Raw genomic sequence first — 22,761 nt, 5'->3', positions numbered from 1 at the left:
ATAACCTCGTAATTGCGGATATATTCATATTAATCAAAAAAATTTTAATAAGGGAGTTTTAATATTGTGAACAAAAAGCCAAATATCGTTTTTATTACAACAGATCAGCAACATTGGAATACCATTAACGCTTTGGGAAACTCCCATATTAGTACTCCTAATTTAGATCGATTGGTTGAGAACGGAGTTACGTTTGAACGAACTTATGTAGCTAGTCCTGTGTGTTCACCAAGTCGGTCATCCATTATTACGGGTGAATATCCATCCCGGCATGGCTGCTGGAATATTGGTGTTGAATTGAATGAGGACCGTCATACGATTGGTCAATCCCTGAAGGATGAAGGCTATAAAACAGGATTATTTGGAAAAGCACATTTTAAACCAGTCCTAAAGGAGGGAAGTTTTGAAGCGCCTCCGCATATTCATAACCGGGAATTTTGGAAGAACTTCAATGGACCTTATTATGGGTTTGAACACGTCGAGATGGTCCATGGACATTCAGATGAGGACTCCTCCCATGGCATGCATTATGGAGTTTGGCTGGAAGAGAAGGGAATTAATCCGAAAGATTATTTTGGACCTGGCGGGGGACACAGGGAAGGCTCGTGGAATTTGCCGGAAGAATATCATTACACACGATGGACGGCAGACCGAACGATGGAATTTATCGAAAAGAACGCTAATCAAGAACCATTTTTTGCATGGTGTAGTTTTCAGGACCCGCATAATGCTTTCTTATGCCCGGAGCCATGGAATAGTATGTATGCACCTAACGATATGCCGCCCTTTAACATGCTTGAAGGGGAAATGAAGGATAAACCCCTTATCCATCAATACTTGATTGAAGGAAGACTGAAAGACTTAGATGTAAATGTCACATCAGACCCTGGGCATGATACGGGAGGAATTCAATGCTTGGGTAAAACGACCTATAGTATTGGGGAAGAACGTGCAAAAAAATGGCTTGCTTCTTATTACGGCATGATTAGTTTGATCGACCATCATGTTGGAAGAATTTTGGATCAAGTAGAACAGCTGGGAATAAAAGAAAATACGCTTATTGTGTTTACTTCTGATCACGGAGATTATGCCGGAAACCATGGTCTTTGGTTAAAGGGACCGATTCATTATGAAGATGTTGTGAGAGTTCCTTTTATTGCTCAATGGACAGGTACCATACCTGCAGGAAAACGAACACAATCATTACTTAGTCTAGTAGATGTAGCTCCCACTCTCTTAGATATTTGCGGAGTTGACAAGCAGGGGCATATGCAGGGAATAAGCCAATTTGAAACCTTTAAATCTCCTGATCGTTGCTTGCGTGACTGGTGTTTGGTTGAAAATCGCGCTGAACCGACCTTTTATGTAAAAACACTTGTTATGGACCGATATAAGCTAAATTATTATCTTGGCAGAGCTGAAGGGGAATTATATGATCTTGAGAATGACCCAAATGAATTTACCAATTTATTTAATCATAAAGATTATGAAGCTATTAAACTCAAGATGTTTATTAAACTAACCGAAGTATATGGAGAATTGGAAAACATTTATCCGCAAAGACAAAGCTTTGCTTAATAATCAAAAAATTAAGAATATTATTATTTTTTGTTGAAAGTAGATAGCTCATGGTGATACCATGGAAATAAATAATTTCAAAATGAAATTAAGTTTATCAGGCAGGAGGAATTAGAAATTGAAGATTATTTATCTAGATATTGATTCACTACGTCCGGATCACATGAGCTGCTATGGGTACGAGCGAAATACGACACCGTATTTAGATTCTATTGCAGAAAAAGGTATGCGCTTTCAACGTTGTTATGCCGCATCATCCCCTTGTGTCCCGTCGCGAGCGAGCTTTATGTCAGGTCGATTTGGAGTAAATCACGGAGCCTTAACTCATTGGGGACCAGGATATGACTTCTATTATCCAGAAGGAGATGGACATTCAAAGAAGTATCCATTTTTCACACGATATTTACGGGAAGCTGATTATAAAACGGTCACCTTTTCTTCCTTTGGTGACAGGCATCATGCTTGGTGGTATTTTGCAGGTTGGAGCGAGGTTCATACTCATACGTTAAAAGAAGGTAACGAGAATGCGGATGAAGTGATTTCAAAGGTCATCCCCTGGCTGGAGCAGCATGGCAATGAGGACAATTATTTCCTGCATATCCAACTTTGGGATCCTCACACTCTCTATACTTGTCCAACAGAATACATTGAAAAGTGGAGTCATTCACCAGCAAAGGAATTTCCTAGCGAGGAAATCATTCAAGAGCATCAAGCGGACAGTTTTCCTCGTTCAGCAGCGTTTCTACATACAATTGACTCCTTCCCAGCAACCATGCCAGTCAAGATCAGTAATCGGGATGATTATAAGCACTTAATTGACGGCTATGATGGGGCCATCTCCTTTATGGATGAACAAATTGGGAAGCTTTTACGCACATTAAGCGAGCTCGGAATTGAAGACGATGTTTGTTTTGTGATCAGTGCGGACCATGGGGAATCCATGGGGGAGCAAGGGATTTATGGAGAGCATGCCAGTGCTACTGAATCTGTTCATCATCTCCCGCTTATTGTAAGGGTTCCAGGTGTAACCTCTCCCGGTACAATTTATGATGGGTTTCTCTACAATGTGGATGTGATCGCAACCATTACGGAACTCGCAGGTCTTTCGCTCCCCTCAGGATGGGACGGAATCTCCTATTTTCCAGTTTTAAAAGGAGAAAAGCAAGCAGGACACGAGTATCTGGTTATGGATCATGCTTTATATACCTGCCAGCGGGCCGTTCGGGATGAAAAGTGGTATTTTATCCGCACCTATCATCCAGGTCTCTATCGCTTTGATGATGTCACCTTATACGATATGGAACTTGATCCGCATCAAATGAAAAATGTGGCTTTCGACCATCCGGAAATTGTGAAGGAAATGAATCATCGATTAGCCTTGTGGGAGCAAGAGCATCTAGGATATCCACGGAATATGGTGGACCCTTTACAAAAGGTGGTTGAAACGGGACCTTGGAAATATGTCACGCTTGATCAGTGGGTGAATCATTTGCGAAAGGCAGGCTGGGAGGAAGCCGCGGATCAACTACTAAACAAATATAATCCTTATAATGATGTATCATCTGCGTATGGAAATGCAGGTACAGTCAAGTAACGTAAACAAACGAGGGGGGAACAAAACAATGCAGGGTGAAGTAAATACGGAATCAGTCATCCAGGTACAAAAAGAAAAACAAAAGCCGTTTTGGAAACGTGTCGATCATAGAGTCATGGTATTTTTATCTTTAGTGGTTGGAATCCTTATATGGGCGCTTTTATCAACGATTCCTTCAGTTAATGCTATCTTAACCAATCCGGTCACAATTGCCAAAACCTTTGTCACAGAGCTATCGAATCAGAATTTGGTAACGGATATCGTCGCGAGTATTTACCGTGTTTTAGGTGGGTTTTTTCTAGGGCTTTTGGTAGCGATTCCATTTGCTTTTTTAATGGGATGGTACGATATTTTCCGCTCTTTGTTTGAACCATGGATTCAATTCTTTCGAACCATTCCACCGATCGCGTTAATTCCGCTCGTCATTGTGGCATTGGGAGTGGGAGAAAGTGCAAAAATCGCCGTTATTTTTGTCGCAACATTTTTGGTGATGGTTGTATCCATCTATCAAGGCGTTCGAAATGTAGACCCTACCCTTATTAAAGCAGCCAGGGTACTAGGGGCTACAGATAAAGATATCTTTTTAGAAGTCGTGGTTCCTGCGTCTTTTCCCTACATTCTTGTTGGGGTCCGCTTAGGATTAGCATCGGCATGGACAACATTAGTGGCAGCGGAACTTACAGGGGCTTCTAAGGGACTGGGAAATATGATTATGGAAGCTGGTCTTTATTTCCGGATGGATCTCGTTATCTTGGGAATTATTTTAATTGGATTAATTGGATTTGTCATGGATAAAGGTGTTTTATGGCTCGAGAAAAAATTAGCTGGCTGGCAAGAGGTGAGCAAATGATGACAACAGGAAAAAGTGACACAAAGATTAAGGTAAATGGGCTTTCGAAGGTATTCCAGGGGAGAAATGGTGATGTCATTGCCCTTAATAATGTAGATCTCGAGATTAAACAAAATGAATTTGTTTGTATCGTAGGGCCAAGTGGCTGTGGAAAAAGTACGTTGTTAAATATCATTGCCGGATTAGAGAAAAAAACGTCTGGATCTGTCTTAGCCGATGATAAGGAAATTGAAGGACCTGGAGAAGGTCGTGGAGTGGTGTTTCAGCAGTACGCACTTTTTCCATGGAAGACAGTTCTTAAAAATGTTGAATTCGGCTTAAAGTTAAAAGGCGTTGATGCCGTCACACGCAGGAAACATGCTATGGAGTATCTGGAATTAGTAGGCTTAAAGGAGTTTGCTCATTCCTATCCTAAGGAGTTATCCGGAGGCATGAAACAGAGGGTAGCGATTGCCCGTGCCTTTGCGGCAGAGCCGGAAGTGCTGTTAATGGATGAGCCTTTCGGTGCCCTTGATGCTCAAACACGTGCCCAGCTTCAGGAGGAGCTTCTCAATATTTGGGATAACAAGAAGAAAACATGTTTCTTTATCACCCATGATGTGGAGGAAGCTGTCCTGTTAGGGCAAAGGGTAGTTATCATGAGTGCCCGTCCTGGCAGAATTAAGGAAGTTATTGATGTGGATATTTCTTATCCACGAACACAAGAAACAAAGTTAGATCCAAGGTTTGTTGAAATCAAGAACGAAATATGGTCGAAGGTGTATCAGGAGTACTTAGCAGTAAAAAAATAAATTAATAGGGGGAAACTTGGATGAGAAAAAACAAATCATTATACTTAATGTTTCTTTTAGCCATGATTCTACTAATCAGTGCTTGTTCTTCATCAACATCTAGTGAAAGTAATTCTTCAGGAGAAAAGAAGTCGGATGAAAAGAAAGAAATTCCAACGATTAATATTGCGTATATGCCCGATGTACATGGTGCGACACCACTCGTGATTGCCGAGAAAAAGGGGTATTTTGAAGATGCTGGCATTAAAGTAAACCTTGTTAAATTTAACAGCGGTCCTCCAGAATTTCAGGCAATGGTTGCCGGTGACATTGACATTGCCTATATTGGACCAGGTGCAACCTTCTTAGCTGCGCAAGGTCAAGGAAATATCATTGCCATTGACAGTTTAAATACTGGTGATATGTTACTAGCTTCTAAGAAATCGGGTATCAAAGATGTAAAGGATTTAGTAGGAAAAACGGTAGGTGTACCAAAAGGTACTTCTGGTGAAATGGTGTTGAACTTAGCTCTAGAAGCAGCCAAAGTGGATCCAAGTAAAGTAAATATTGTCAATATGGAAGTGGCCGGTGCGGTTTCCGCATTTATTGCCAATCAAGTAGATGCAGTAGCGATTTGGTCACCATTTACAGCTGAAATAGAAAAGCAAGTTGGCAAAGAAAACTTTGTCAAGCTAGCGGATAATACCGACTTTTTCCCAGAATATGTGTTCCCACAAAGCTGGGTAGCAAGCCCGAAATACTTGAAGGAACATAAAGATGGAGTAGAAAAATTCTTAGAAGCATGGACAAAAGCAAACGATTATCGGAAAGAAAATATCGAGGAGGCTGTAAAATTAACAGCTGAGTTCACTGGTATCGATGAAACTACTTTGGCTTCGCAGGTTAATACAACAGAATTTTTAAGTTCTGACGAAATTAAAGAAAAGTTCGAAGACGGAACGGCTATCACTTGGTTCGAAAATCTCCAAAAACTCTTTGTCCAAAATGGCAAGATGGACAAAGTAGTTGACGGAGAAAAATTCATCAGCCCTGAACCATTTTATGAGGCATTAAAGAAATAATATATTTTTGAAAAAAAGGGGGAGAGAGGTTGAATTCCTCCTCTTCTTATTTAAAGGCGAACTAATAGGTGTATACTGATGAAAATAATCGACTTTTTAAAAGACTATCAAATGAATACGTTGATCAATTGTATTAGAGAACAGGGGCCTATTTCCAGGGTAGAGCTGTCGAGACGATTAGGCATTCCCCAACCGACCGTGACAAGAATGACAGAAAAGTTAATTCAGGAACAATTAGTGATCGAAAATGGCTTGGGGAATTCATCGGGGGGAAGACGTCCGGTCCTCCTAAGTATCAATAGTACCTGTTTCTACTCCATTGGGGTTGCCATTGGTCGTTCGGCTGTAAAAATGGCGATTACCGATTTATGCGGTAACATGATTTCCTATCAAACGAAAGAAACAAGTAATCAAGAAAGTATCATAGACATTATTGATTATATTAAAGATCATATTGAGAAGATCCTGGTTGAAGAAGAAATTGAACCAAGTAAACTGCTAGGCATAGGAGTGGGGATACCAGGTCCAATCAATGAATCCAGTGAAGGATTTATTACGATTCCAAATTTTTATGATGTCAGGAATGTCCCGTTACGAAGGATATTGCAAAATGCCTTTTCCTTACCCGTAATATTAGATGTCAATGCAAATGTCGCTGCATTGGCAGAAAGGTGGTTTGGCAGAGGAGTTCGGTGTAATAATTTTGTTTATATTATGGCAGATGCCGGAATTGGCAGTGGCATTATTATCAATGGTGAACTGTATCGTGGAGGTACTGGGGAATCTGGCTTTATTGGGCATTCAACCGTCGACATGTTTGGCGAGCAATGTCATTGCGGTAACTTTGGCTGCCTTGAAACCTTTGTTTCTACTACAAAAGTCGTAATGAATGTACAAAAACAATTAGTTATGAAAGGGCTGAAAAATAGCGGAGAGAATTTAACGTTTGATGATATTGTTCATTTTTTACAAATAGGTTCTTCGATAACGCAAAATGTAGTGGAAGAAGCAGGGAAATTTCTAGGAGTAGGGGTTGCCAATGTGATCAGCTTTTTCGATCCGGAGATGATTATTGTCGGTGGACGTTTGGTCGAGCTGGGAGATCTTTTTATAGATTCTTTACGTAAAGTGGTCCAATCACATGTTATCGGATATGGCGGAAAAAGCACCCCCATAATCGTATCAGACTTTACTGATGGAGTTGTACTTGGTGCCGCCGCACTGGTCATAATTGAAGCATTCACTTATTGTATGGACAATAGTAAAGTTTACGAAAATTAAGGCGAGAAGGTGAGCGGGAGTATATGTGAAAAATCAATGTTGGCTTAATTGGATTTGGGTACGCATTGGATAGCACAGGCCTTGATTGTATTCTAAAGGCAGAATTTTGTAGGTTAGTAGAAAACAATATATGGGATGAGGAATAGTATGAGTAACTGTTGTCATGTATCTAGAGGGACAATTCAGGATCAGACGTCCACTATAAGCAAAGTTTCAAGGGGCAAATCATTTTCTGAAAAAAATATGGTTTTAATTGAAGGCGGAGAATTCCTAATGGGTACCAATGATTCGGAAGGTTTTCCACATGATGGAGAGGGACCTGTAGGGATGGTAAAAGTCAATTCTTTTTATATTGACCAATACACTGTCACAAATGAAAGTTTTAAGGAATTTGTTGAAGAAACTAAATATATTACCGAGGCTGAACAGTTTGGCTGGTCATTTGTTTTTCAACTCTTGTTAGCCGATGAGGTTTTAAAGGAAAATCCAAGATGGGCAGCGCAGGTTCCTTGGTGGGTGCCAGTAAATGGTGCTTTTTGGAGACAGCCAGAGGGGCCGGGTTCAACCATAAAAAACAGGTTAAATCATCCGGTAGTCCATATTTCTTGGAATGATGCACAAGCCTATTGTGAATGGAGCGGGAAGCGGCTACCGACCGAGGCTGAGTGGGAATATGCTGCGCGCGGTGGATTGGAACAAAAGAAATATCCATGGGGAGACGAGTTAATCGTTAATGGCAAGCACCAGTGTAATATCTGGCAGGGGGTTTTCCCTCATAAAAATACGGCAAGAGATGGGTATGTAGGAACGTGCCCTGTTGATGCTTTTTATCCCAACGGATATGGATTGTATAATGTATCTGGTAATGTATGGGAATGGTGTGGGGATTGGTTCAGCAAAGACTATCACGCGATGAGATCCTGCGAAAATCCTAAAGGACCAGAGACTGGGGTAAATCGGTCGATGCGTGGAGGTTCCTATTTATGTCATAAATCTTATTGTAACCGGTATCGGGTTGCTGCGAGGAGCTCAAATACTCCTGATAGTTCAACGGGGAATATTGGATTTAGGTGTGTTGGGGATGTTTCTAAACCAGCAAATGGGTTGGGAAGGTAGGTGTCATGTAAAAATCGAATTGAATATTCTATCGATACTGGGGTTAGCGAATTTCTTTCTAATCCCATTGTATTAGGAATAAAGGGCAACACCGACTAATCCAGAAAGTAAAATGACGTAAAGTGGGTGCCACTTCAGTTTCATGATGGCAAGTAAGGATAATCCAAATATAAGGAATGAGCTGATTGTTAGAAATGAGAGCTCAGTCGAAATTAAGTTATTGGAAAATGAAAACTTTATGGAAGCATAGATGATTAAACTGGCCACCAATGGCTTTATTCCGTAAAATATCGATTGGACAATAGGGTTGTGGTGCAGCTTTATGAAAAAAGCGGAAACAATGGCCACCAATATCATGGATGGCAGCAGCATGCCAATGGCAGATACGATTGCGCCCATGATCCCAGCCGTTGAATAACCTATAAGAATCGCGCTATTGGTGGCGATTGGACCGGGTGACATGCCTGCAATGGCGATCACATTAGTTAATTTCTCTGCTGTCATCCATCCATATTTTGTAACCTCAGTTTCGATGAGGGGAATCATGGCATATCCCCCTCCAAAGGAGACAAAGCCCATTACTAAGAATGTCTTAAACAGCTGCCATAGTACCATAAAAATCACTCCATTCTTTTTATATTCCTGCCCCCATAAAATAATCTGGATGTTGGGTGGGATCGGATTCTTTGTCTTGACGATGTTCCAATTCCACTTTGCAGCCCTTTTTTCGTTTAATCCAGACGGTTAAAATACCTATCGATGCTCCAGCAAAGATGGCCGCTATCGGATGAATGAAGAATAATGCCGGGATACCCACAAGCATGATGCAGCATGTGGTCTTATCGACAATCGCTGTCTTTATGGTTTTAAAAGCTGCATACACGATCATGGCTACAATGGAGATCCTGATCGATTTAAAAGCTGCGTCTAGCTTTAGGTTATCATGAATGAAAAAGTATGATATTCCCAGTGTAAGAACGATTAAAAAGGTTGGCAGCGACACACCAATCAAGGCTGCCATTGCCCCTTTTTGGCCGCCAATCCGAGTTCCGATAAATGTCGCCGAATTAACTGCAACTCCTCCCGGAACGGTTTGGGATAAGGCAAATACATCTGTCACATCTTCACTTGTTAACCACTTTCTTTTTTCGACAATTTCTTTTTCAATTAAGGGGATCATGGCAAAACCCCCACCAAATGTGACAGGACTAATTTTGAAAAAACACCAAAATAGTTGGAACAGCAATTTCCATTGTTTCTCCATTAAATTCCCCTCTCTCTTTTTTTGTCATGTATTCATATGGGGAAAACTTTCATATGAATCATCATATCTAATACATTAGCAAAAGAAGTCTGTAGGGTAAATTGCAATAAACGGATAGGGTATAACAATTTGTTATATCAAATAGAATGGCCTGAATTTAGGAGTGTGGGGGTTTTCCTATTGAACATAGAGAGTTTGAAAATGTTTTGTTTGGTCGTCGATGAAGGAACTATCAGTCAGGCGGCAAGATTAAGCTATGTCTCTCAGCCAGCTGTAACAAGGCAGATTCATCAACTGGAGAGTTTTTATGGCACCTTATTATTTGATCGAAAGGATGGAAAGATGAAGGTCACGGAAACGGGAATAATGTTATATCCTTTTGCCAAAACCATCATACATGATTTCAATCGTTCCAAGGAAGTCATCAAACAGGCAACAGGAGAGTATAATTCTACCCTCCACGTTGGTGCATCGTTTACCATTGGAGAGTATTTATTGCCGAGCTTGCTGGGAAGCTTTAAAAAGCAACAACATGATATAAAGGTGTCTTTAACAATTAAAAATACGCCAGGTGTTATCGAAGATTTATCCAATGATGTCATCGACTTGGGCTTGGTTGAAGGGATTTTTGAAAACGAAAACTTTATCATCGAAAAATTTGCAGACGACGAGCTCATACTCGTTTGTTCCCCTGATCACGTATGGAGTGAACAAATCCAAATCGAAGAGCTGGCGAATGAAAGAATGATTTGGCGTGAATCCAGTTCAGGGACAAGATTGATTGTCGAAAATATGTTAAGAAATCACGCCATCTTAGAAAAAATTGAAAGTTATATGGAATTAGGGAGTACACAAGCGATCAAAAGTGCCGTAGAAGCTGGACTTGGGATTAGTATCCTGCCGCGATTGACTGTAGCAAGAGAATTAGAGCAAGGGACTTTAAAGGAAGTACATATTTCCGAAGGAACCATAAAGAGAGATTTATGGCTGGTGAAAAAAAGCAAACGATTCAGCAAAAATGGTGTTACTCATTTTTTAGATTTTTTGAAGGGGTAACCTTGAGAGGGATATGGCGGTATGGACGTATCTCTTATTTTATTAATTGGCATTTTCGTCTTAATCTGACCTGAGCATTGGCCATGAACATACTGCCGGTAGGGATGATTAATTTGCAAGGAATTTGTTTATCATCAAAAGGATATTTTAATAGAAAAAAACCTCTTTGAACCTAGATACAAAGAGGTTTTTTTCTATTTATGCAAGAACCCCGGCCCCATGTAAACTGACATTCGTTCCTGCTTTTCCTTCGATAGCATGTAGGGCTTGATCTAAGGAAGTAATAATGGTTTTGTGTTCTGGGTTTGTTTGGGCGAAAGTAATGGCCGCTTCAACTTTCGGAAGCATACTGCCTGCGGCAAAATGCCCACTAGCGATATATGACTGCAGCTCTTCAATACTGACATCTGCTAATTTCTTTTGTGTTGGCTTATTGTAATCAATGTACACATTGTCGACAGCAGTAAGGATCAATAATGCATCGGCATCGACAAGTTCAGCTAGTTTCTGGGAGGCAAAATCCTTATCAATAACAGCCTCAATTCCAATGTAGCCATTCTCCGTTTCAATTACGGGAATTCCGCCTCCACCGACAGAGATGACAATACTTCCTTGTTCCATTAATGATTGAATCACTTCATGTTCCCGTATGCTTATCGGTTTTGGTGAAGGGACCACACGGCGCCAGCCACGACCAGCATCCTCTTTAAAGAAAGTCTCCGTGTCAGCCATCATTTTTTTTGCGTCTTCTTCACTGTAAAATGGACCAATCGGTTTTGTTGGGTTTAAGAATGCAGGGTCATTTTGATCGACAACGACCCGGGTTACCACAGTGACCACATTTTTATGGAGCCCTCGTTCTTTTAATACCTTATCCATGGCATTTTGCATCCAGTAGCCAATCATGCCTTGACTCATCGCTCCGCATGTATCGAGCGGCATGGCTGGATTCTTAACGGAGTCGGCAGCTGCTTGCTGCAGTAAAATATTCCCGACCTGCGGTCCATTCCCGTGTGAAATGATAATATCGATCCCTTTTTCAATAAAATCGACAAGCTGACGGGCTGTTTTTTCAAGTGCATGCTGCTGGGCTTCTGCTGTAGCATCTCCAGATTGAATGGCATTACCACCAAGGGCAATGACGACCTTTTGTCTTTTCATTAAGTATCGCCTCTTTATTGTGTATTATTTTTTTTTTCAAACGAATTAATTTGACTTTATCTGGGTGATCGTTAACTCATCATGGTGGCAATACTCATAATCACCATGACGATAACAGATAATCCTACGACCAATTTCCAAACATGTTTTAAGTAAGTGCTGTAAGGAATGCGGGCGATTGCAAGTGCCCCCATAATGACGGCGCTTGTTGGTGTAACTAAATTCACAACCCCGGAAGCACTTTGATAAGCGGTGATGACTAAATCACGGCCAACTCCAGCAAAATCAGCCAACGGTGCCATAATTGGCATCGAAAGTGTCGCTAGTCCAGAGGTGGATGGGACTAGGAAGGATAATGGGATATAGAATAGGAATGAGATGTTCGTGAAGAGAACAGATCCCATATTTTCTAACATTCCTTCACCCCAGTGAAGCACCGTTGCGGTCATTCCACCAGCATCCATTACCACGGTGATACCGCGGGAGATCCCGATGATTAAGGCAACTCCTAATAAGTCACGTGCACCGTCTACAAAGGTACTAGTAAACTCTGATTCTCCCATTTTGTAAATAAATGCAATAATAATAGAAGAGGTTAAGAAAAGCATCGTTAATTCGCCGAACCACCAGTCACCAAGCGGCATCATCGCTCCAAGTAATTTACCAATGAATGGAACTTTCGCGACGGCGTTTGTCATATCTTCAAAAATCGTAATATTAAATTTATAGGCCCAAGGGATTACACCCAAAATCATCACGACAAAGGTTAAACCAAATACCGATAGAACAGCTTTATGACGGCCAGTAAATTCCACTTCTTCGGCATTTTGGGATAAAAAGTGCTTTTCATTATCTGCCTTCATATTGGAGATTAGTGATTTAGATGGATCGTCCTTCACCTTTTTTGCATAGCGCATGACAAAATAAATCGTCACTATTAATGTCACAATAAGAATGATGAGGCGCAGTCCCATACCATCTCCAATGGAGACTCCGGCAAAACCAGAGGCAATCCCAGTGGCGAACGGGTTAACAGTAGATCCTAAGCAGCCAATTCCAGCGCCAAGAGCAATAATCGAAACAGCTGTTAATGCGTCATATCCGGCAGCAATTAAGACTGGGATCAGGATTGGGTAGAAGGCAATTGTTTCTTCTGCCATTCCGTAAGTTGAACCACCAATCGCAAAGAGAACCATTAAGATCGGGATTAACCATTGCTCTCGCCCTTTTAATTTTCGTATGACCCGGGTGATTCCGGCATCAATGGCACCTGTTTTCATGACAACGCCAAGGAAACCACCGATCACTAAGACGAACAAGGCAATATCTTTCGCGTCAAAGAATCCGTTGATCGGTGCATTTAATACTTCCCATAAGCCTTGTGGGGTTTGTTTGGCGGTAGACAATTGTTCATAGGTTCCCGCAACTGGAATCTCTTGCTGCGTGGCTTTATCGACCTTTGTATCATAATGCCCGCCCGGGATAACCCAGGTTAGGGCGGCAATCACAACAATAATTAAGAATAATAACGTATAAGCAGACGGCATCTTTAATTTTTTCATAGGAATTCCCCCGTAAAATGTGATAATTGCGGTTACTGGGATAAAAGATAGATCGCTTTCGCATAAATCAACATGGCCGTAAACATTTCCTCTAAATCGATATGTTCATTTGGTTGATGCTCTGTTTTCGTCTGATGTGGAAAAATAGCCCCAAATGCGACAAAATTATCCATCGCTCTTGCATAGGTGGCACCACCAGAAGAAATCGGTTCCGAAGTGAAGTCACCTGTTACTTCTTGGTAGACATTCATTAAGGTTTTGATTAAGAAGTGGTCCTTCGGTACATAGATTGAATGTAAATAGTCAAATTCTTTATAGGTTAAGTCATAATCTCCAGCTTTTTGTGTAATTGCATCCACAATCTCTTGTTTATCGATGGTCACGGGTATCCTGATATCAATCGATAATCGTTCAACATCCTCATTTAGCTCGATTTTTCCCACATTGAATTTCAGTTTTCCAGATGGCTCATCTTCACACTCACCAAAGATAGTGACAGCAAACGGGTCTTCTTGGATCAAATCATGAATGAAGTCAATTGTTTTCGAGCTGACACCCATTCGCTTTAAGCCAATTAACAAGCGGTTTATCGCATTGATTCCTTTTTCCGTTACCTGTGCATGAACGGCTTTTCCGACAACGGTAACGCCCGTGTCTGTTGTTTCATAGACAAAGCCTAAACTTGTTAAGGCTTCTGTTAATTCTGTTCGTTTTTCCCCTGTGTACGTGGCGGTGTCAGGCACCGCATTAAAGGAATTACCTGCTGTTATTCGTAGGCTCGTTTCGTTTCTTCCTTCTAATAGCAGCTGTAGCAGTCCTTTTTCGGCATAAACAAGTGGGAAGACCGAGTCAGGCGCAATGCCCATACTTGGGATTTCTTCAAGCTCACAGTAACGGTTCATGCAACGCCAGAGTGTTTCCTCATCGGTGCCAAAAATAAACCGAATTCTTTTTTGAAAAGAGAGGTCAAGATTCATGAGAGCTTTAACAGCAAATAGGGCTGCCAGCGTGGGTCCCTTGTCATCCTGTGTTCCTCTTCCAAACATTTTTCCTTCTTTGATTATTGCTTGAAAGGGTGGGGTGCTCCATTCTTCGCTGCTTCCTGCCGGTACAACATCTAGATGGCCAAGGACACCGATCATTTCATTCCCTTCACCGATTTCCGCGTAACCGTAGTAGCCTTTTGGATCATAGTAGGTGCGAAAGCCGAGTTGCTCACAAATAGTAAGAGTCTTTTTAAGGGCAAGATCTATCTGTCTCCCAAATGGAAAATCAGCTTCGTTTTCATGAATAACACTGGGGATTTCAACTAATTGCTGAAGTGCTTGGTGAAAAGCAGGTTCTATTTTTCTCAAGCTTGCTTGCAAAGCATCAGAGATGTTGTTCATGCGGATCCTCCATTCCTTTTTACAGATAGGAGATAGGGGGTATGCCCTTATCTCCTCCAGATTATTTATTTATTCAATATGGCCAAGAGTAGCTGCCATGACAGCTTTAATGGTATGCATTCTATTTTCAGCCTGATCAAAGACCATTGAATGCTCGCTGCGGAATACTTCATCGGTTACTTCCATTTCAGCAAGCCCGTGATTGGCAAAAATATCTTTACCATAGGTGGTTTCTTGATCATGGAAGGCAGGCAGGCAGTGTAGGAAAATCATATTTTTGTTTCCTGTCTGATTGACCAAGTCCATCGTGACTTGATATGGAGAGAGAAGTGCAATTCTTTCGGCAAATTTATCTTCTTCGCCCATGGAGACCCAAACATCTGTATAGATAACATCTGCGCCAGCCACACCTTCTTCAACGTCGGCAGTTACTGTTACTCGGCCGCCAGATTTTTCTGCCAAATTCTTTGCCATTTCTACCACTTCAGGTGCAGGGAACAAGGTTTCAGGCGCAACAATGCGTACATCCATTCCAACTAGGGCACCGCCAACTAGCAAACTGTTGGCTACATTATTTCTACCATCGCCAACATAAACGAATTTAATTCCTTCTAAGCGGCCAAAGTTTTCTTTTACAGTTAAGAAGTCGGCAAGTGTTTGGGTTGGATGCCAGAGATCGGTTAAGCCATTCCAAACGGGTACCCCAGAATGTTCGGCTAACATTTCTACCTTTTTATGTTCGAAACCGCGGAACTCGATTCCGTCAAACATCCTGCCCAATACTTTAGCAGTGTCTTCAATCGATTCCTTTTTGCCAAGCTGAATGTCATCTTTTCCTAAATATTCAGGATGTGCCCCTAAATCGACACATGCGACAGTGAAGGCACAGCGGGTACGAGTTGAAGGTTTTTCAAATAATAGTGCAATATTTTTGCCTTCTAAATAGCGGTGCGGAATCCCTTGTTTCTTCTCATCCTTTAGTTTCATGGCTAAATCGATTAAATAAACAAATTCTTCTTTTGAAAAATCTTTTTCGCACAGAAAGCTTTTTCCATAAAAATTAGGTACTGTTTGTAACATCCTGATCTCTCCCTTTAATATGGTTGTTGTGTTGTTGTTTGTGATGAGGTTACATGTTTTTTAAATCTTCACGGACGATTGGCATGCTCATGCAGCGTGGGCCGCCACGACCGCGGGATAATTCCGAGCTTAAGATTTCAATGACTTCAATTCCGTGTTGTCGCAGTAAATCATTAGAAATGTAGTTTCGATCATAGGTAACGACCACTCCAGGGGCAATCGCTAATGTATTGGAGCCATCATTCCATTGCTCGCGGGAAGCAGCAATTTCATCTCCGCCACCGCATGGAATTAAGACTAACTCTTCTAGATGTAAGACCTCTTTTAACGTTTCCTGTAAATTCGTACGGTGGGTGATAGTAACATGCTCATCGTCGATCCCTTTTTCGAGGATGTAGACATTCATATTGCCTTGTGGCCCTTGAATTTCAGGGTGAATCGTAAATTTATCGTAATCCACCATTGTAAAGACGGTATCTAAATGCATGAAGGCACGGCATTTAGGAATTTCCACGGCCACGACTTTTTTAATGGATGATTGTCTCTTAAATAAATTTAGTGCCAGTTTTTCAATTGCACGTGCAGAGGTGCGGGCTGAGACCCCAATCGCAACTACTTCCTCACTAAGTATGAGTTCATCGCCGCCTTCAATTGAGAAACCAAAGTCGCGATCTAACCAGACAGGGACATCATGACCTGAAAAGCGGGGATGAAAGTTCATGATATATTGCATGAATAGTGATTCGCGCCGGCGCGCCGGTTCGCGCATTCTATTAATCGATAAGCCATTTCCAATACTTGCTGCGGGGTCTCTGGTGAAATAAAGGTTTGGCATTGGATCTAAGTAGAATGGATAATGGTCTTCCATGAATTCGTAGAGGTGGGACTTTTTCTCTGGCTCTATCTCTCTTTTCAGAATCCCACTCATGACTTTGTCAACCATTTCGGGCGTAGAAAAGGAGAGTAGGTACTCTTTTAATACCTTGGCAGCTCCGTTGACATTAGCCTTGCTTTCTCGTAAAATATCATCGATAAATTGTATTTTTTTGTCTGTATTACTTAATGTTTCAACCACCAATTTTTCGAGGTATAGGACCTCTATGCCTCTATTTTTTAATGTCTCGGCAAAATAATCATGTTCTCTTTGGATAATCGGTAAATAAGGAATATCGTCGAATAAAAGTCGTTGTAGATATTCAGGCGTTAGATTTTCAACTTCTTTACCAGGGCGTTTTAATAAAACAGTTCGTAAGGTCCCAATTTCCGATGTAACATGGATGGGGTGTTTTAATTTGGTGTCCGTTTCCCGATGAGAAGTGAGTTCTGCTATACTGTTCATCTTTTTTCCTCCTTTTTTCTAAGTTCCTTGCTACAACTTCATTCTACGTGATGTAAACCCTTTCTTTTGTAATCACCCTTACAAGCAAAATGTAATAATCTTAACATTTTTTTGACTATCGCATAAATGGAAATGAATAAATATGTATAGATGGGAGCAAATGGGATATTTCAAACGGAAAAGCCTGAATAAACGCTGAATGTCATAATATGTTCACAGATAAAGTTCTAAAATTAAGATAATTCAACCATGAAAAAATGCTGACTCGATGATAAACGAGTCAGCATTTTTATATTTTATGTATGGCTGATCTATATTTCTTTAAAATAATCTGGTTGCAGGATCCTTATTTTTTTTGCCGAAACCGAAATGACGTTTTCCCTTTTTAATTGGTTCATGAATAAGCTAACGGTTTCCCGTGTGGTTCCAGATAATTTAGAAATATGGCTAGCAGTAAGTGGACATGGGATAATAATTTGTCCATCATCTTTTACCCCGAGGTCTTCCATTAAAAATTGAATTGAATGCAGCACGCGTTCCTGAGCATTAGGAATGAGTATCCGTTGCACCCGTTTTTGGTGAAGATTTAAAATATCCGAGAGTTTATGAATGATATAGATTAATTGCTTTGGATTTGTCCTAAAAAATTCCTCCAGAATATGAGTTTGAATGAAGTATAAATGGACATCGGTAACAGCAATCGCTGTATCTTGGTAAGCCTTATCCTGAAAGATTCCACCATAAGGAAACATTTGATTTTTTTTGATGAAATCTAAATAAAGCATATCTCCGTCTTGACTGGCACGTTCATACATGACAAAACCATCGAGTAAAAAAAAGATTTTATCCCTCGGGTCTCCTTGCATGAAGAGACATTGATTTTTTTTGTAGCATCGATAATAAAAGTGTGGAAGAAATTTTTGTAAGCTCTTTGAGGTAAGACGGGTAAAAACATCAAATTGCTGTAAATCAGCTTGGACATCCATTTTTATCACATGTGAGTTGAGCACAAGCGACTCTCCTTTCCGTGTGAAAAATTAGTATGATTTTATTCTTGTAATCCTTCAATTTGCTGTTTAATTCTTTCTGATTCCTCCGGTGAGCGGCAAATAATTAAGCATGTGTCATTTCCACAGATTGTTCCCGCCTTTCCATCGAGTTCCATTGAATCTAACAATGCACCAAATGAATGGGCATGCCCTGGAAGTGTTTTAATGATGACAAAATAGTTTATAACCTCCATGTTAATAAGAGCATCCTTCAACTTATGGCGGAGCTTTTCGGAAATAAAATGGTCTTGGTTTACTTTAAAGCTATACTTTAAACTGCCTTCTTTTGAGGGGACCTTAATCAGTTTCAATTCGCGGATATCTCTAGAAATCGTTGCCTGTGTTACTTGTAATCCACTATTATGCAGCCATAGTCCCAGTTCTTCTTGGGTCTTTATCTCATGTTCAGAGATAAGTTTTGTAATCGTTTGCAATCTCATCTCTTTATTCATTCGTTTTACTCACTTTCTATAGGTTTCATCACTTATATCATATTGCCAATGACAAATAATTGGTATGTACAAATGGTGAACTTATTACACTTACAGGCTGGTAAATTTACTAAGATTCTTATTATTTTAATATAATTGTAATATTTTTAATAGAATTGAAACATTTGGAGGGTAGTTTCGTCTATAATGGAGTAGGAAATAACACCAAAGAGGGTATGAACAGTGGGGAATCTAAAATGCGGATGGTCAAGAGGGGCAGTCGTTGTCATTATTGCTATTGGGTTCTTGTTTGCAGGTATATTTGTGAGTAACTATTTTCAGGCAAAGGCTTCAAATCAACCTATTAATCATCAAAAAAATGAATCTTTAAAAAGTGCATATGCAAAAGGTCCAATTGTCAAAGACACGAACGATTTAAAGCTCGAAAAAGAACGGATTTTTAAACAGTCTAAGGAAGTGATGTTTTGGAGAAATATGCAAGACCGTGAGAAAAATAGTGTGCTAGAAACTTCTACTACGCCAATTAACGCGACCAAAATTTCCACACACGATACAGCACCTCAAACGCCAACAAAGAAATCTGATCAAGTTCAAGCTGTGCCAAATAATCCACCAATTGGAAACACTAGCTCCGAGAAGTCGATCTTTCTAACTTTTGATGATGGACCATCCCCTTTTTCCAGTGAAATTATCGCACTATTGGAAAACTATCATTTTAAAGCTACATTTTTTATGATAGACGGGAATATTAGGAAATATCCAGATGCGGTAAAATTGATGGTTCAATCGGGAGAGACAGTGGGCCTTCATAGTGTATCACACGATCAAAAGCTTTTTTATGCTTCGGCTACTTCTGTCATGGCGGAATTAACGCAAAACCGTAACACCTTAAAAGAAATATCCGGGATTGATTCTTATATAATGAGAACTCCGTACGGCAGCGTGCCATATATGACCGAAGAGGATAGAAAGGTAGTGAATGAAAACGGCTATTTGATGTGGGACTGGAATGTCGACAGCAGGGATTGGGACTATAAAGATGGCAGATACGTCAACAGTGTAATTGAACAATTAAATAAATTGACAAACCATCGAGGACCACTTGTTATTCTTTTGCATGAAAGGAAGGAAACCGTGGCCCACCTGCCCCAGCTACTTGATTTTTTAACAAGCCAAGGCTTTAAAGGAAAAGCAATAGATAACACAATGACCCCTGTTCAATTTAAAAATTAAAATGAAGCATCTATCGGAATAATTTGATATAATTAACACGTAGTGACATTTTTTCCATGCGTGAAATAGTAAAAATAATGGGGTTCGATAATTGCCTATGATAAATAAACTTTTTAAAAGCAGCGGATTTAAAAGAATATCAATTTTTGTATTCATTGCGCTTATTTTATACGCAATGAAATCGATGATTAATTTAATTTTACTCACGTTTATTTTTACATTTTTAATGAATCGGTTGGTTCAATTTCTAGAAAGTAAGATCCCGCTTAACCGTAAGTTTCTTGTAATCGTGTCCTATGCGTGTATTGTTGGTTTGTTTTCCTATGGGTTAGTGATGTACCTGCCAATGATTGTGGAGGAAATCACCGCATTGATTAAGCAGTTAACCACCTTTTATACGTCTAAACACGATAACATGGTTTTAAACTATGTGGTGAGACGAATTGAAGAAATTAAAATTTCTAGCTATTTGGAACAAGGCTTCACTTTCTTAATCAAGTATTTTACTGATATTAGTAAAATCACACTGCAAGTTTTATTAGCCCTATTATTGAGTCTGTTCTGTTTATTGGAAAAACCACGCTTAATTGAATTTACGAAAAAATTTAGAACAAGTAAAATCTCATCCATTTATGTCGAAGTTGAATTTTTTGCAAAAAAATTTGTTGGGACATTTGGGAAGGTAATCGAAGCACAATTAATTATTGCTGTTGTGAACTGTGCGCTGACAACTATTTTCTTATGGCTGCTGGATTTCCCACAATTAGGCGGATTGTCCATTATGATTTTCGTATTGGGATTAATTCCAGTTGCAGGTGTTATTATTTCTTTAATTCCGCTTGTGATTATTGCCTATAGTATCGGTGGCATGATAAAAGTTCTTTATGTTGGAATTGCCGTTGCCATTATTCACGGCATAGAGGCCTATATACTAAATCCAAATTTAATGAGTTCAAAAACAAATCTTCCTGTCTTCTATACATTCATTGTTTTGATTTTCTCAGAACACTTTTTTGGAGTGTGGGGTCTAATTATTGGGATTCCGGTATTCGTCTTCCTATTAGATGTATTAGAAGTAACAGATAGTCATAAGGTTTAAAAAGGAATATGTTTCTTGTGCTTGGAACGGAAATTCTAAAAAGCCCCTCAGTGGGCTTTTTTATTTTTTGCTCATTTCTGCTATTCTAAATGTATTACATAAACAGGAGGAAGTTTAGATGAGTGAATGCAGGGTAAATCATACGAAAGCGGATCTAAAAAGGAAATATGAGTCCCAGGAGTCTTTTTTACCAGCGGAGATAAAGTCGCTATTTAGTCCTTTTTTTGCAAGAGACCATGCGCAGGAGCTATTAAATGAGGTATTCCATTTGTTGAAAAAATATGATTTAGCATCAGCAGAAGAACAATCTGCACGAAATAATCGTTTACTATTGGTATTAAAAAATGTATAAGTGCATCAATGAAAAATGAGGTGTTAGGAAATAGTATAAAAAAGTCTTGTTAGGAAAGAGGATACGATGGGAGATATACTTCAATTATTAAAACGGGGCAATAGGTCGGCAATGCTCGCCGCTATAATTAACACGATTATTGCCATCATAAAGGGCGTTGCCTTTATGTTTACAGGTAATGTGGCGATGTTTGCGGAAACGATGCATAGCCTTGGAGATGCTGCCAATCAGTTCTTTGTATTTGTAGGATCAGCCTTAAGTAAAAAGACGCCAACTGAAAAATACCCAAATGGGTTCGGCCGCCTTGTAAACCTTGTTCTTTTAGGTGCCGTATTGATTGTTGGCATTATGGCCTTTGAAACGATAAAGGAGGGGTATCATCATATTCTGCATCCGACTAAATCGGGCGGTTTTTTGATTAATATCCTTGTTTTAGCGGTAGCAACCATCCTTGAAACCTTTGTGTTGTTTAAGGCGATGAAAGAGATACTTCATGATCTTGACATAAAAGCAACGGGGATGAGTGTGTTTACGAAAAGCTTTGCCAATTTAGGAAGAGCAAAACCAGCAACGAAGCTTGTGTTTATGGAGGATCTCGTTGCAACAATGGGTGGATTGTTAGCCATTCTTGCTGTCGTTATTGCTCATTTCACCGATTACCATGCATTAGAAGGAATTGCCTCCGTACTAATTGGTGCCATGATGTTTTTTGTGGTGGGGAAGGTGTTCTTGGACAATGCTGCGGGTGTTATTGGCCAAGCGGATGAAGAAATGGAAAATAGAATTGGCGTAATGGTGATGGAGGATCCCGATGTAAAAGACATTCAAGGAATTACCGTCATTAAAGAGGGCGAGGATCTCCATGTTGAATTGGAAATTGAAGTGGATCCTAGATTAACAGTAGCTGCCGCCGATGATATTAAAGACCGTTTAGAAGAAAAAATCATGGCGGAAAAAGGGGTCGTTGATGTGACGATTGAGTTTGATGAAGAAGATGGCGTCATGACGTGGCAAAAACCTGGCGAAGAAAACAAAGAGTAAAAGAAGGTTCGCGAATTTCTCGAACCTTCTTTCATTGGCCGATAGGAAAGTATAACTTTCCAATCAGGCATAAGTGCAACTACGCCTCTGTCTTCGCCCTTAGGGGCTCGCCAGTCGGCGAGTTTTCTTTAAAAGATAAGAATGTATAAATTTTGACTTTGGGAATTGTCCAGCTCAAGAAGCCATCGGCTCGAGGTCACAAGCGGGTCCGTCGAGAAGGTTAAAGAAGAGAAGCATGAAGTCGCGGTACCTGGCCTCGCTCTTATCGGTTTTGAGATCCGATTAAGCACCCAATCTGATAAATAGACGGAAAAACTCCGCCTATTTAGGAATTATCATCAAAAATAGCCTAAACAGACGGAAAAATTCCGCCTATATTGACTTGAAAAACGTGAAAATGGGGGAATTTTATTT

At 40.1% G+C, this 22,761-nt stretch carries 21 protein-coding genes; 12 read left to right on the top strand and 9 right to left on the bottom strand.

The features are described 5' to 3' along the window. Positions 1-66: 66 nt before the first annotated feature. The 7 genes from TY15_RS11115 to TY15_RS11085 all read left to right on the top strand — a co-directional run bounded on the left by TY15_RS11115 (position 67) and on the right by TY15_RS11085 (position 8,271). A complete protein-coding gene (locus TY15_RS11115) occupies positions 67-1,578 on the top strand; it encodes a sulfatase family protein (protein ID WP_040204097.1) in 1,512 nt (503 codons plus the stop codon). Positions 1,579-1,696: 118 nt separating this feature from the next. Next, positions 1,697-3,172 (top strand): sulfatase family protein, encoded by a 1,476-nt coding sequence (locus tag TY15_RS11110; RefSeq protein WP_040204095.1) that lies wholly within the window; start codon positions 1,697-1,699, stop codon positions 3,170-3,172. 28 nt (positions 3,173-3,200) lie between these two features. Beyond that, a complete protein-coding gene (locus TY15_RS11105) occupies positions 3,201-4,022 on the top strand; it encodes an ABC transporter permease (RefSeq protein ID WP_198138242.1) in 822 nt (273 codons plus the stop codon). Beyond that, a complete protein-coding gene (locus tag TY15_RS11100) occupies positions 4,019-4,813 on the top strand; it encodes an ABC transporter ATP-binding protein (protein ID WP_198138240.1) in 795 nt (264 codons plus the stop codon). The genes TY15_RS11105 and TY15_RS11100 overlap by 4 nt, the downstream gene beginning before the upstream one ends. Positions 4,814-4,833: 20 nt before the next feature. Beyond that, positions 4,834-5,874 carry an ABC transporter substrate-binding protein gene (locus TY15_RS11095; RefSeq protein ID WP_052353753.1) on the top strand — a complete coding sequence of 347 codons (1,041 nt, stop codon included), beginning with the start codon at positions 4,834-4,836 and terminating at the stop codon, positions 5,872-5,874. A gap of 78 nt (positions 5,875-5,952) precedes the next feature. Further along, a complete protein-coding gene (locus TY15_RS11090) occupies positions 5,953-7,155 on the top strand; it encodes an ROK family transcriptional regulator (protein ID WP_040204094.1) in 1,203 nt (400 codons plus the stop codon). A gap of 135 nt (positions 7,156-7,290) precedes the next feature. Then, positions 7,291-8,271 carry a formylglycine-generating enzyme family protein gene (locus TY15_RS11085; protein ID WP_040204093.1) on the top strand — a complete coding sequence of 327 codons (981 nt, stop codon included), beginning with the start codon at positions 7,291-7,293 and terminating at the stop codon, positions 8,269-8,271. A 72-nt stretch (positions 8,272-8,343) separates the two neighbouring features. Here the strand turns inward: TY15_RS11085 and TY15_RS11080 are convergent, their stop codons facing one another. Together TY15_RS11080 and TY15_RS11075 are read right to left on the bottom strand one after the other, a co-directional pair. Beyond that, positions 8,344-8,886 (bottom strand): chromate transporter, encoded by a 543-nt coding sequence (locus TY15_RS11080; RefSeq protein WP_040204092.1) that lies wholly within the window; start codon positions 8,884-8,886, stop codon positions 8,344-8,346. A 19-nt stretch (positions 8,887-8,905) separates the two neighbouring features. After that, positions 8,906-9,535, bottom strand: coding sequence for a chromate transporter (locus TY15_RS11075; protein ID WP_040204090.1), 630 nt, complete (start codon positions 9,533-9,535; stop codon positions 8,906-8,908). A 180-nt stretch (positions 9,536-9,715) separates the two neighbouring features. On the opposite strand from TY15_RS11075, the gene TY15_RS11070 reads away from it, so the two are divergent. Further along, on the top strand, positions 9,716-10,591 hold the full coding sequence (locus tag TY15_RS11070; RefSeq protein WP_040204088.1) for a LysR family transcriptional regulator: 876 nt from the start codon (positions 9,716-9,718) through the stop codon (positions 10,589-10,591). 198 nt (positions 10,592-10,789) lie between these two features. Here TY15_RS11070 and arcC read toward each other — a convergent pair whose 3' ends face one another. From arcC to argR, 7 genes are all read right to left on the bottom strand, one after another. After that, positions 10,790-11,752, bottom strand: a complete 963-nt coding sequence (arcC, locus tag TY15_RS11065) for a carbamate kinase (RefSeq protein ID WP_040204087.1) — start codon at positions 11,750-11,752, stop codon at positions 10,790-10,792. A 71-nt stretch (positions 11,753-11,823) separates the two neighbouring features. Further along, complete coding sequence (locus TY15_RS11060) at positions 11,824-13,314, bottom strand: YfcC family protein (RefSeq protein ID WP_040204086.1); 1,491 nt, start codon at positions 13,312-13,314, stop codon at positions 11,824-11,826. A gap of 32 nt (positions 13,315-13,346) precedes the next feature. Further along, positions 13,347-14,702: a M20 family metallopeptidase gene (locus tag TY15_RS11055; protein ID WP_042374436.1), complete on the bottom strand. Its 1,356-nt coding sequence runs from the start codon at positions 14,700-14,702 to the stop codon at positions 13,347-13,349. Positions 14,703-14,771: 69 nt separating this feature from the next. Then, on the bottom strand, positions 14,772-15,782 hold the full coding sequence (gene argF / locus TY15_RS11050; RefSeq protein ID WP_040204084.1) for an ornithine carbamoyltransferase: 1,011 nt from the start codon (positions 15,780-15,782) through the stop codon (positions 14,772-14,774). Between the two features lie 49 nt (positions 15,783-15,831). Then, on the bottom strand, positions 15,832-17,121 hold the full coding sequence (gene arcA, locus TY15_RS11045) for an arginine deiminase (RefSeq protein WP_042374434.1): 1,290 nt from the start codon (positions 17,119-17,121) through the stop codon (positions 15,832-15,834). Between the two features lie 311 nt (positions 17,122-17,432). Further along, the gene (locus TY15_RS11040; protein ID WP_244440914.1) at positions 17,433-18,131 is read right to left on the bottom strand and encodes a Crp/Fnr family transcriptional regulator; all 699 of its coding nucleotides are present in this window, start codon (positions 18,129-18,131) and stop codon (positions 17,433-17,435) included. 38 nt (positions 18,132-18,169) lie between these two features. Continuing rightward, positions 18,170-18,622, bottom strand: coding sequence for an arginine repressor (gene argR / locus TY15_RS11035; RefSeq protein WP_040204083.1), 453 nt, complete (start codon positions 18,620-18,622; stop codon positions 18,170-18,172). 222 nt (positions 18,623-18,844) lie between these two features. On the opposite strand from argR, the gene TY15_RS23170 reads away from it, so the two are divergent. The 4 genes from TY15_RS23170 to TY15_RS11015 all read left to right on the top strand — a co-directional run bounded on the left by TY15_RS23170 (position 18,845) and on the right by TY15_RS11015 (position 22,347). Then, positions 18,845-19,855, top strand: coding sequence for a polysaccharide deacetylase family protein (locus TY15_RS23170; RefSeq protein WP_052353751.1), 1,011 nt, complete (start codon positions 18,845-18,847; stop codon positions 19,853-19,855). A gap of 91 nt (positions 19,856-19,946) precedes the next feature. Beyond that, positions 19,947-20,954: an AI-2E family transporter gene (locus TY15_RS11025; RefSeq protein ID WP_392391402.1), complete on the top strand. Its 1,008-nt coding sequence runs from the start codon at positions 19,947-19,949 to the stop codon at positions 20,952-20,954. A gap of 118 nt (positions 20,955-21,072) precedes the next feature. Continuing rightward, positions 21,073-21,306 (top strand): hypothetical protein, encoded by a 234-nt coding sequence (locus TY15_RS11020; RefSeq protein ID WP_040204082.1) that lies wholly within the window; start codon positions 21,073-21,075, stop codon positions 21,304-21,306. A 66-nt stretch (positions 21,307-21,372) separates the two neighbouring features. Beyond that, a complete protein-coding gene (locus TY15_RS11015) occupies positions 21,373-22,347 on the top strand; it encodes a cation diffusion facilitator family transporter (RefSeq protein WP_040204081.1) in 975 nt (324 codons plus the stop codon). The last annotated feature ends 414 nt before the right edge of the window (positions 22,348-22,761 follow it).

The organism is Neobacillus jeddahensis, from assembly GCF_000612625.1.
Lineage (GTDB): Bacteria > Bacillota > Bacilli > Bacillales > Cytobacillaceae > Neobacillus > Neobacillus jeddahensis.
This window is presented reverse-complemented; position numbering and strand designations above follow the sequence as displayed.

Coding starts and splice junctions, on each gene's coding strand:
- TY15_RS11105 (WP_198138242.1), top strand. CDS start 3,201: ATGCAGGGTGAAGTAAATACGGAATCAGTCATCCAGGTACAAAAAGAA.
- TY15_RS11100 (WP_198138240.1), top strand. CDS start 4,019: ATGATGACAACAGGAAAAAGTGACACAAAGATTAAGGTAAATGGGCTT.
- TY15_RS11095 (WP_052353753.1), top strand. CDS start 4,834: ATGAGAAAAAACAAATCATTATACTTAATGTTTCTTTTAGCCATGATT.
- TY15_RS11090 (WP_040204094.1), top strand. CDS start 5,953: ATGAAAATAATCGACTTTTTAAAAGACTATCAAATGAATACGTTGATC.
- TY15_RS11085 (WP_040204093.1), top strand. CDS start 7,291: ATGAGGAATAGTATGAGTAACTGTTGTCATGTATCTAGAGGGACAATT.
- TY15_RS11080 (WP_040204092.1), bottom strand. CDS start 8,886: ATGGTACTATGGCAGCTGTTTAAGACATTCTTAGTAATGGGCTTTGTC.
- TY15_RS11075 (WP_040204090.1), bottom strand. CDS start 9,535: ATGGAGAAACAATGGAAATTGCTGTTCCAACTATTTTGGTGTTTTTTC.
- arcC (WP_040204087.1), bottom strand. CDS start 11,752: ATGAAAAGACAAAAGGTCGTCATTGCCCTTGGTGGTAATGCCATTCAA.
- TY15_RS11060 (WP_040204086.1), bottom strand. CDS start 13,314: ATGAAAAAATTAAAGATGCCGTCTGCTTATACGTTATTATTCTTAATT.
- TY15_RS11055 (WP_042374436.1), bottom strand. CDS start 14,702: ATGAACAACATCTCTGATGCTTTGCAAGCAAGCTTGAGAAAAATAGAA.
- argF (WP_040204084.1), bottom strand. CDS start 15,782: ATGTTACAAACAGTACCTAATTTTTATGGAAAAAGCTTTCTGTGCGAA.
- arcA (WP_042374434.1), bottom strand. CDS start 17,121: ATGAACAGTATAGCAGAACTCACTTCTCATCGGGAAACGGACACCAAA.
- argR (WP_040204083.1), bottom strand. CDS start 18,622: ATGAATAAAGAGATGAGATTGCAAACGATTACAAAACTTATCTCTGAA.
- TY15_RS11020 (WP_040204082.1), top strand. CDS start 21,073: ATGAGTGAATGCAGGGTAAATCATACGAAAGCGGATCTAAAAAGGAAA.
- TY15_RS11015 (WP_040204081.1), top strand. CDS start 21,373: ATGGGAGATATACTTCAATTATTAAAACGGGGCAATAGGTCGGCAATG.